The organism is Rhizomonospora bruguierae (assembly GCF_018397995.1).
GTDB lineage: Bacteria > Actinomycetota > Actinomycetes > Mycobacteriales > Micromonosporaceae > Rhizomonospora > Rhizomonospora bruguierae.
Map to the genome: position 1 here is coordinate 117,580 of NZ_BBQH01000023.1, position 9,700 is coordinate 127,279.

Here is a 9,700-nt window from a genome sequence, read left to right on the forward strand (position 1 = left end):
CGGTTCCCGCGAAGCTAATTGGACGGGACGGAAAACTTCATCGATCAACTCAAAAACTTAAAGAATCTGGAGGAAACTTCACTGTGCGTAGCTGATCAGTAACAGATCATAGTTGGGCCGTGCCTGGCCACTCACGTGGCTCGGGTTAGTGCCGTACCTCCTCGGCGAGCGCGACGGCGGCGTGCCAGCGGTCGTGGTAGGTCGAATACAGGGGTACGGGCGCCAGCCGCAGGATGTCCGGTTCGCGGGTGTCGGCGATCACCCCGTGCTCGTAGCGCAGCCGCCGGGCGAGCTCGGCGGCGCTGCCCGGCCCGATGCGGAGCGAGAGTTGGCAGCCGCGCCGGGCGGGGTCGCGCGGGGTGACGAGCTGGATCGGCCGGGTCGGCGTTATCTCGTCGAGCAGCCGTTCCAGATAGCCGGTGAGCCGTTCGCTGCGCTCACGCAGGGCAGCCATCGCATCCGTCCGGTGAAAGTGATCAACGAAACCCGGCTTCAAGCCATGCTTGATCTCACGGAGGTGTTTGGCGCCAGGGCGCCGACGAGGAGAGGGTTCACCCCAACCGTCCACAGGCCCGCGCGTCCGTCATCAGGACTCGTCATCCTGGTGCCGGAGGCGGTGGCGCTCCAGCCAGCCGGGCCAGACCCGCCCGGCGCCCCGCTCGGGCAAGCCTCGGCGTCCGGCTCACCGACGTTCGGAACATGAACAAGCCCGTCCCGGTCGACCCCGACTGGCTGCGCGAGCAAAGCGAAGTACCGCAGCGCACCGCCAGCGACATCGCCGCCGAACTCGGACTCACCCCCGAAACCGTCCGCCGGAACCTGATCCGATTCGGCATCGCCCCGCGACCACAAGGCTTCGCCGGAATGCCCAGCCACGCACGCACCTACCCCGACATGCCCGACGACATCCGCCGATCCGTCGAGGGACCGCGCCACGGAAGGCTACGGCTGCGCCGCTTCCAACAGATCATGGGCTATCCGAGCCTCAACAAGGCCACACAAGGACTGGGCACCCACCCCTGCGTTCCGCAGCTTCGCTTCGATATAGTCCGCGAATCTGGGGCTTGAGCTGGGCAAACGCGGGTTGGTCCGGTGACATGGCGTGTCGCTAGGCCCTGGTGTTTGTGCTGGTCAGGCGGTTGCGGGTGTCGCGTCGATGACGCGTGGCGGCTCGGTGATCTTCAGCTTGGCGAACAGGGCCTTCTGGGGCTGGGACAGCTCGGTGTGCTGACAGAACGTGCCGGCGGGGCCGGTGAACACGCCGACGTGCAGCCGCTCGACATCGGCGCGGACCTTGCTCCAGGTCTGGCCGGTGCCGGTTTCGGCGACGCGGATGAGCAGCAGCGCCAGCCAGCAGAGCAGGATGTGGGCGCGGATGCGGTCCTCGCGACGGTGGTAGACCGGTCGCAGGTCCAGGGTGGTCTTCATGTCGCGCCAGCCGCGTTCGACTTCGAGGAGTTGCTTGTAGCCCAGCGCGATGTCCTCCGCGCTCAGCTTCGGGTCGGAGCAGCGCAGCAGGTACTTGCCGTCCAGACGCTGCTCGGCCTTGACCGCGGCGGCGTCGACGCGGAGCAGGCCGCCGGGGGTGACGCGCAGGTAGCGGTGCAGGCCAGGCTTGGTGGAGATCACCCCGCGCAACTCGGCCCGCTTGGTGGCACTCAGCGTGTCCGAACCGTCGATGGTGGCGGTGAGCTGGGCGATCAGCCGTTCACGCACGGCAGCGTCACGTTGGGCGGCTTCGGGGTTGAAGCAGATCACGAACCGGTCGTCGGCGCCGATGTTGACTTCCTTGACCTGGAGGTTGTCGGCGACGGTGGCGTAGCGGCCCTGGCGGGCCAGGGCGGCGTCGGCCTCGGCGGTGCCGGCGCGCAGCTTCTCACCGAGGATGTAGTGCCCGCCGCCCTGCTGCAGGAACCGGCGGTTGGCGGCGGAGGCAAAGCCCCGGTCGGCGACCCACACGACGCGGGCGAGGCTCCACTCCCGCATGTCGGTCTTGACCTGCCGGATCAGCGTCGAGTCACCGGTGTTGCCCGGCCAGCACCACACCCGCACCGGGATGCCGGTGCGGGTGACGGCCATGCCGACCACGACCTGGGGCAGGTCGTCGCGGTGGTCCTTGCTCTTGCCGTGGGTGCGGAACCCGGCCTGCTTGACCGCGGCCTGGTCATTGGCATCGACGACCCTGCCCTGCTCGTCGCGCCAGAGCAGGTCGTCGGCTTCGTCGAGTTCGAAGTAGGTGCTGGTCGTGTCGAAGAACAGCAGGTCGACTTCGAGGTTGAGCAGGTCGGCGATCTGGTCGTAGACCGCGCGGGTCAATGCGGGCTCGACCTCGACCAGGTCGTCCATCGCCCGGTAGCAGGCGTCGTCGCCGACGTGCGGCAGGCCGGGCAGGTACACGTCGTGGCAGACCCACTCGGACGCCGCCAGCTTCGATGACGGCTTGAGCGCCCGGTTCGCGACCAGCGCGAACAGCACCCGTTCGACGTCGACCCCGCGGCGGGCCGCACCGAGCATGCCGCGCAGGATCTTGCCGATGCCCAGCTGCTGCCACAGGCCGTCGAGCAGCCACGCCCCGCCCAGCGGGCGGGACTGCACAAACGACAAGCCAGCCGGTGCGGCCGCGGCGAGGGCGTCGGCCGGGTCCAGCAGCCGGGACAGGGCGTCGACCAGGCGGCGCACGCCGGCGACGTCGAGCTGATCCTCACGGCCGAAGGAGTACAACACGCGCGTCTTGGACATCTTCGCCACCGGATCCCACTCGTTGTGGGCCAACTGCAGGTAGCGGATCGTCTGCCCGTCGCGGGTCTTACGCGTCGACGCCTTCACGTACACGACCCAGACCGTACACCGACTATGACGACCTCGATAGATCCACAGCTAGACAGACTTATCCACAGACAGGCGTGTCACTAGACGATTTCGCGGTTCCCGCCAGGCCCCGACCCCTTGACCTGCACCTTCAGGCCCGAGCGCCGACTATATCGACGCGAACCTGCGGAACGCAGGACACTGATCGGGATCCAAATCGCGCGGGCGTAGCGCGAGTGCCCCGCCCCGGCGGCAGGCCGTCTCGGTATGCAGCCGGATCAGCAAGCTGTCCAACCCCGGATCATCCCCCGTGGACGCCGCCGCTTCATTGATCTCCGCCAAACGGGCGTCGCCGATCGCCCGCCGGGTACTGGGCAGCCGGCGCGGCTTGGCCACCTTCACCGCCGGGTTCTCGGCCGCATCCAGGTACCCATCCGCGACCGCCCGCCGATACAGGCACCGCAACGCGGCCACCAGATGCTCCGCAGCCGACCGGCCACCCCGGTTGTTACGCCGCGCCACCACATTGGCCTGCACCCGGGCGCGGAGCTGCTCGATCTCCGACGGGCGCGGCTCGTCGATCCGCCGATCACCCCATGCCTGCACCACCCGGTTCCAGTACGAGCCGTACGCCCGCCGCGTTCCAGACGAAACGGCAGCGGCGACCACCGGCACGTACTCGGCGAACGTCGGGACCGGCGGACGAGCCGGCCGTACATCCAGCAGGTCGGCGGGCGAGATACCCATCCGCTCCAGCAACAGCCGGGCCGCTTCCAACTCCGCGCGGCCAGCGCCTTCCTGGTTCACGCCGCCTCACCCCCCGCCGCAGCAACGGGAGCATCGGCCAACAACCGGTCGAGCACGGCGAGGGGATACGCCACCAAGACACCGGCGGCACGGTCGGCGGCGAACAGCACCCGGTCCCCGGCTGCCAGTCGACACCACCGACGCACCGCCAAGGGCAGATGCAGATGGCCCCGGTCGTCGATGCGATGGACCCCGTCGTGGGCCGCAATTGCGACGATGATGCCGGCCTGCTCGCGGATGTCCAGCCGGAGGCCCGGCATCCAGCCAAGCGCTCGGACGATACTGCGATCGGCGACCCGGCCACTCTTGTCCACCGCGCTCAACGCGTAGACCGTGTCGGTCGCTGATGGGGATCCGGCGTTCAACGCCGGTACGGGAAGCGGCCGTCAGGCTCGACCCGCCGGACCGGCGCTGACAGTGCCGCCAGGGGCCACCGTGGGGATCACCGGTGGGACGAACGAGGCAATCACCACGACCACCCCCGCCCCCGCACAGCCACCGCCAGGGGCGACGGCAGAGGGTCGATGAGGTGTTCAAAGACGCTTGAACACGAACACGTGAAAAAGCGCACCAATGCGGAGAACTGGTGTCCGAGGGGTGATCGATACCGCGACCCCACACGAAGCAATGCCAGCAGCGGAAATCGTCGTTGACGCCGGGTCGGCAGGTTACACAGCATAGAGCATGCTGGGGCTTCGCTGTCGGCGGGGCCACCTACTAGTCTTGATCACCATGGCGATCGACACGGGCAGGGATGCCATCGAGGGCTGGCGGCTAGTGAAGTCGGTTGCCAACCCCTGGGGGCAGGTTCCAGTCACCGCAGCAGGCAAGTCCCTGCCTGGGCGGGCACGTGAGTACATGGAGCGCCTGCTGGTCCAGCAGGCTGCTCAAGATCCGGTCAGTCGCCGGCATCACTACGTACCACAGTCATACCTTCGGCAGTGGTCCTTTGACAGCAAACGGGTGTGGACTCTCGACACAATCACCGGAACCGTAGCACCGCTCGGCCTCGCGAACGTCTGCGTCAAGGAGAACTTCTACAGGGTCATAGGATCCGATGGCGCCCCCCACAACCGCGTCGAGTTGCTGTTTGGCGTCGTTGACTCAGAACTCCGCCGAGTCCAAGTCCTCTTTGCCAACCTGCAGGATCCGGACAGCCTTGACTTTGATGATCTTGTGGGGTTGGGGGTCTCAATAGCGGTCCAGCGGATGCGAACCCTTCAGCAGCGTCGCCTCCACCTGCAGTACAACGCGTGGATGGTCGCTCAGAATCCTGAGCAGTATCAGTCGATCAACGATGACCCCGACAACCCACACCGGTTGGCTGGCTTTCATACGGAGATGCTGTTCCGGGCCATGTGGGAGGCGACCGACGTGCTGACAACTCGGCAGATCGAGGTCTGGCACGATCCTCAGGGAAGGTTCATGACATGCGATGCGCCGGTATTGGTTCCATTCAGGCGCAACGTACGTCCAGACCTGATATCGGCACCGCACATCATCTGGCCGGTCAGCCCGCACCGCGCTGTCGCTCTCACTAACGACCTCGTGGGCGAGAAGGCGGTGATGCGTGAAGCCACCGGCAAGCTCGTCGGCACAGTACGGCAGGGGGTGGAGCAGGGGCGAGAGCGCATGATCTTCGCCAGCGAGGAACAGCGCGACCGACTCCCGAAGGGCAAGAAGTTCCGCCGCCGAGCCCAGACGCGGATGCGGTGCTCAAATCGCACTCCTGGGGGCGAGCACATCCCACCCCCAGGCTGTTGTGTGCACTGGTTGGAGACTTTTACCGCCGGACCGGACGTCATCCTCTGTAGCCGGGGCCTACACTCCCCTGCGCCAGAAATGTGGACGCACGTGTGATATCGGGTCTGGTCCGCCTGGCGTCCGACTGGTGAACGAGGCGGCTGCGAGGCCCTTTGCGGGCTTTAACCGCACACAGTCAACGCCTACGACGACTTACCCCGCCGCGCCCACCGTGCAGGCACGCCCACTCGTCATCAGCCAGTTCGACCACACCAAGTCGTTCGGGTGCTGGAGTCAGTCCTGAAGGATGAAATCACCGATCACGTCGGCTACGACAAACCACACGGCGGGTGGGGCAGCGGGAACTCACGTGGCGCCGATGGTCAAGGTGTGTCGGTTGTCGGGGTTCTTCGGCGTGACCAGCTGCTGGGTACGGGCAGGTTGCCGTTGATGACGAGGGTGACTACGACGCTGGGTGAATGCGGGTTGGTCATGCCGTGTTGTTTGGGGCCGAGGACGAAAAGGTAGTTCTCGGGAGTGCCGACGGGGAGTACCTTCCGGCTCATGTCGAGGATGACCAGGATGGAGAGCCGTGTGCCGTCGGCGGCGGCGTACTGGGTTGGTTGGCCTATGTACTTCGTTGCTGATTGGGGTGTCACGGGTTGATCTCGTGCGACCTTCAACTCGGCGGTGATGCGGTCGTGTCGGGTGTCGAGGAATCCGTGGGCGAGCGCGGTTCCGCGTTCGACGCGCCCCTCGAGAGTGGGGTCGGCGAGTAGCGCTGCGTGCAGGTCGTCGTGGAACTGACGTTCCTTGACGTACTGGCCGCGGCGGTATTTCTTGTTCCAGGTCATGGCGAGGCCGGCGCGGGAGATGGCGTTGAGTAGGCGTGCGAAGGCTTGGAGCCGGTTATGCGGGTAGCCGGCGGCGGCGAGTTGTTCATAGATGGCGAGGAGGTGTTCGTCGAACACCTCGTACTGGGTGGTGGCGTCGCGGGTGGGGTCGTAGGGGCGGACGCGGAACTCGCGGTGGCCGGCGACGTCGAGGGGTTGGCTCCTTGGGTTGCCATCCTCGTCGATGCCACGCCAGCTGAGGCGGATGAGGACGGGTGGCGCGTGTTGGGTGGTGGGCACGGCGTAGCGGACGTGGAGTGTGCCGGATCCTTCGTAGGTGTTCGGGTCGTCGGTGTGTTGGTGCGGTTGCCAGGTCAGCGCGGGCCGTTGGAGTTCGGTGTCGTTCAGCGTGCTGACCAATTCGGCGTCCAGGCGCTGCGCCCAGGAGGGCCACGGGTCGGTCTGAACCTGGAGGGTAAGGGTGTGGGTAAGGCCGGGGTCTACGATGGCCGGTCCGGTGAGGAGCTTGTCGTCGATGGAGACGAGCGCGACAGCGACGGTAGGGCTGTCGGGGTCGGGGTCGGCTGGCGGCTTCCATGGACCGACTGCGTGTCCGCGCCGGGAGGGGGCTCTGATGAACAGCAGTGGCGCCGGTAGTGCCGCAGCCATCACGAGGACTCGTTCCAGGTCGGGAGACGCCGCCCTGTCGGCCGGGGTGGCGAGGAGAGCTTGTAGGTCGCGTGCCCGGGGCAGCAGCGGGTCGTCGTCCCGGTGGGCGGCAAGGTCGATTGCGGCAGCTCTGCGTTGGGCTGCAGTCCGGTGTGCTGCAGCTTGGGTGAGGTCGGCGTTCAGGTCGGCGGCCTCGGCGTCGAGTAGGTGCGCGATGCTGTCGAGCAGCTGGGCGGTGATGGCCACGCCGGTGTGGGTGGCGGTGCCGGTGGACTTCCCGCCACTTCGGAGGGCGGTGCTAAGGGCTCGTAGGCTTTTGGCGCGGCCGGTGAACTTCTCGGCCGGATCAGTCGGTTCCGCCGCATGCGCGTGACCGCGTTTGGTCGCGGTGTCGGCGAGCGCTGTGGTGACATCTCCGGGGGTAGGCAAGTCGAGTAGCTCGCAGATGAGTGCGGCACGGACCGCGGCAGCTCGGGCAAACGGCCGCAGCCAACGCAGGTTGTCCTCGGAGTGGCCCAAGCAGGTGGCGATAGCGGCGCCGACGTAATCGATTGCCGCACCGATCGTCGCGCTGTCCACGTCTTCGGCGGGTTCGGTTGCGAGGGTCACCTGTAGCCGTGCGACCGCAAGTGCGAGTGCGGTGAGCGCACGCTGGGGGCTGCGTGCCGGTTCGTGCGGGATGCGTTCCAGCGCGGCCTGAAGGAGCGTGGCTACGTCGTCGCGTCGATCGGCACGGGCGAGTACCTCGGCATACTCCATCGATCCGTAATGCGATTCTGGCGAGTGCCGGGCCCCAATGTCGATGATGTCCGCGGCGGGCAGACCTAACAGGCCGGCGCCGCAGTCGAGAAGCCCGTTGAGTGCTTCTTCGGCTTCGTCGCGTTGCCGCAACCCGTAGGTGCTTCGCGGGGCGAGCGCCAGCCAGAGCACCGCGAGCTCGGAAGCAACCCGAGCATCCGGCTGCCACGGCTGGTCAGCGAGTTTCGATGCTTGGTGCCACTCCATCGCGGGAACCCGCGCTAGCGCCCGCTTTTCCAGCATGGCGACCGCATCCGGGTCAGGGACGTGACTGCGAAGTGCGGCCAGCGCCGCCAGAAAGGTCTCGAGGTGTTCGGTAACGTTGATGCCCTCCATCACCCGGTATGCGTACATAGCCAATTGCATCCTGGCGTCCTGCGCGGTCCACGACAGGCGGCAGGCAGCGCCGAGAACAGCGTCGACCATGACGACGTAGGCGTCGCCGGTCAACGCCGGCAGCAGATCCGCGACCGTGGAGGGAAGTGCGTGCCTTGCGCCGATGGTTGTCCACGCCTTTAGCGCAGCCGAGCGTGAACCGGGGTCAGCGTCGACCAGGTAGGTGTGCAGCGTCGGCAGGATCGCCTGGAGTACCTCCGGCTGGTCGCCGTGCCGGCGGCCGACCTCTCCGAGCGTGGCGAGAAGCGGCATGACCGCCTCGGTGCCGAGTTCGCTGTCACGTTCGTTCGTGATGAGCGCGGTCACGGTTCGGCTCACTTTGAGCGGGTCGGTCGCGGACGCCGACTCGACCGCGCTGAGAAGCCGCCGTGCGGACTGGTACAGGCTGTTCCGCCGCGACCATGCCTCCATCCCGGCCAACGGGTCTGGTGGTGCGGTCAAGGTGAGGGCACTTCTCGGGGCTTTCTCCCGCTGTCGAGTCAGCGTGACGAACGCGCCGAGGGTTGCGTCCAAATGTTCGGACATCAGGCTGCCGCCGTGCCAGCGTCCCATCCGCTCGATGGTCTCCGCCGCAGAGAATGTGACCTCATGCCCCCAGGACTCGTCGGTGCGAGCAAGCAGGAAGGCGAAGGCCGCATCTGTGACTGCAGCAGCTGCTTCGGGGCTGGTGACAGGGTCGTGGGCACGCCGGTGCACGTAGTCGGTGTCGATCATGTCGACCGCATGACGGACCGCACCGACCAGCCCGTCACGGATCTTTTCCGAAGCGTGCTTCCCGGCGTCCTCGAGCATTTCGACCACGCGAGCTGGAGCGGCGACAAGCATCCGCCCGAGCGCACGCTCCACGGTCCCGACCGTGCCCGGGTCGTAGCTGTCCTCCGGACGAACGCCCAGCGACACCGCCAGGTTCGGGAGCAGTTCGAGCGCAACCTGCAGGTGGGTGCTGGCGAGATGCTCGATGGCGCCCGCTGCTGCACGCCGGTCGAAGTCAGACACCGGCGGCGGCCGATGGTGGGGCGCCGTGATAATGCTCGTCACCGCAGGGCGGGGAAGCATCGCGGCCAACCGCGCGACCAGAGCCTCACGAGATATGTCGGCCAGGACCCGCAACGGGCCGGGGTCGTTCGCCTGGACCACGGGTGTCGAGCCGGAGAAGTGGTGGTCCTCCGGCGTCTTCGACCCGGCCAACGCCACGGCCGACCAGATCACGGCGTCGTCTACAGCTGCCGGGTCGACCAGGCTGACGTGGTCGGTCAGGCAGCGGCCGGCCTCGATACTCGGCCTGCTCCGCAACGCTGCCAACGCAGCCGCAACTAGCCGGTCCGCAAGCTCGGGGCGCCGGGACGCAAGATGCCGCAGCGGTTCCAAAAGCTCACTCATACCGACCGTCTCCACCAAATCGAACAACTCGTCGATGATGGCGAGGTCGAACCGGTCGCTTGCGCGTCCCGCGATCGTGGTCAACCGTCTACGCGCACCCTTCGCCGCCTCGACGTCCGCATCGACTGCAGGGTCCGAATCGAGCACATCGAGGTCATCCAAGATTCCGGAAGTCACAGGGTCTTCCATCGCCCGCAAGCTCCGCCGCCGCTCCGCGCGTTCAGCACGCGCGACCATCCGCAACCGAAGGGCTTCGGCCCTCTTAG

Annotated in this window: 6 protein-coding genes and 1 pseudogene; 2 read left to right on the forward strand and 5 right to left on the reverse strand. The window is 66.9% G+C overall.

Going from position 1 to position 9,700, the window contains the following annotated elements:
* Positions 1-145 precede the first annotated feature (145 nt).
* Positions 146-454: pseudogene (locus KJS59_RS13815) on the reverse strand (kynureninase/PvdN C-terminal domain-containing protein); the annotation flags it as partial.
* A 245-nt stretch (positions 455-699) separates the two neighbouring features.
* Here KJS59_RS13815 and KJS59_RS13820 point away from each other — a divergent pair.
* Complete coding sequence (locus KJS59_RS13820; protein WP_213453264.1) at positions 700-1,068, forward strand: hypothetical protein; 369 nt, start codon at positions 700-702, stop codon at positions 1,066-1,068.
* A gap of 63 nt (positions 1,069-1,131) precedes the next feature.
* Here KJS59_RS13820 and KJS59_RS13825 read toward each other — a convergent pair whose 3' ends face one another.
* The 3 genes from KJS59_RS13825 to KJS59_RS13835 form a co-directional block, all read right to left on the reverse strand.
* Positions 1,132-2,832 (reverse strand): IS1634 family transposase, encoded by a 1,701-nt coding sequence (locus KJS59_RS13825; protein ID WP_213453265.1) that lies wholly within the window; start codon positions 2,830-2,832, stop codon positions 1,132-1,134.
* Between the two features lie 144 nt (positions 2,833-2,976).
* The gene (locus KJS59_RS13830; RefSeq protein WP_249714100.1) at positions 2,977-3,567 is read right to left on the reverse strand and encodes a hypothetical protein; all 591 of its coding nucleotides are present in this window, start codon (positions 3,565-3,567) and stop codon (positions 2,977-2,979) included.
* Between the two features lie 44 nt (positions 3,568-3,611).
* On the reverse strand, positions 3,612-3,938 hold the full coding sequence (locus KJS59_RS13835; RefSeq protein ID WP_213453266.1) for an AbrB/MazE/SpoVT family DNA-binding domain-containing protein: 327 nt from the start codon (positions 3,936-3,938) through the stop codon (positions 3,612-3,614).
* A 409-nt stretch (positions 3,939-4,347) separates the two neighbouring features.
* Between KJS59_RS13835 and KJS59_RS13840 the strand changes: the two genes are divergently transcribed.
* The gene (locus KJS59_RS13840) at positions 4,348-5,475 is read left to right on the forward strand and encodes a DUF4238 domain-containing protein (protein WP_213453267.1); all 1,128 of its coding nucleotides are present in this window, start codon (positions 4,348-4,350) and stop codon (positions 5,473-5,475) included.
* 266 nt (positions 5,476-5,741) lie between these two features.
* Here KJS59_RS13840 and KJS59_RS13845 read toward each other — a convergent pair whose 3' ends face one another.
* Positions 5,742-9,611, reverse strand: coding sequence for a hypothetical protein (locus KJS59_RS13845; protein ID WP_213453268.1), 3,870 nt, complete (start codon positions 9,609-9,611; stop codon positions 5,742-5,744).
* Between the last annotated feature and the right edge of the window lie 89 nt (positions 9,612-9,700).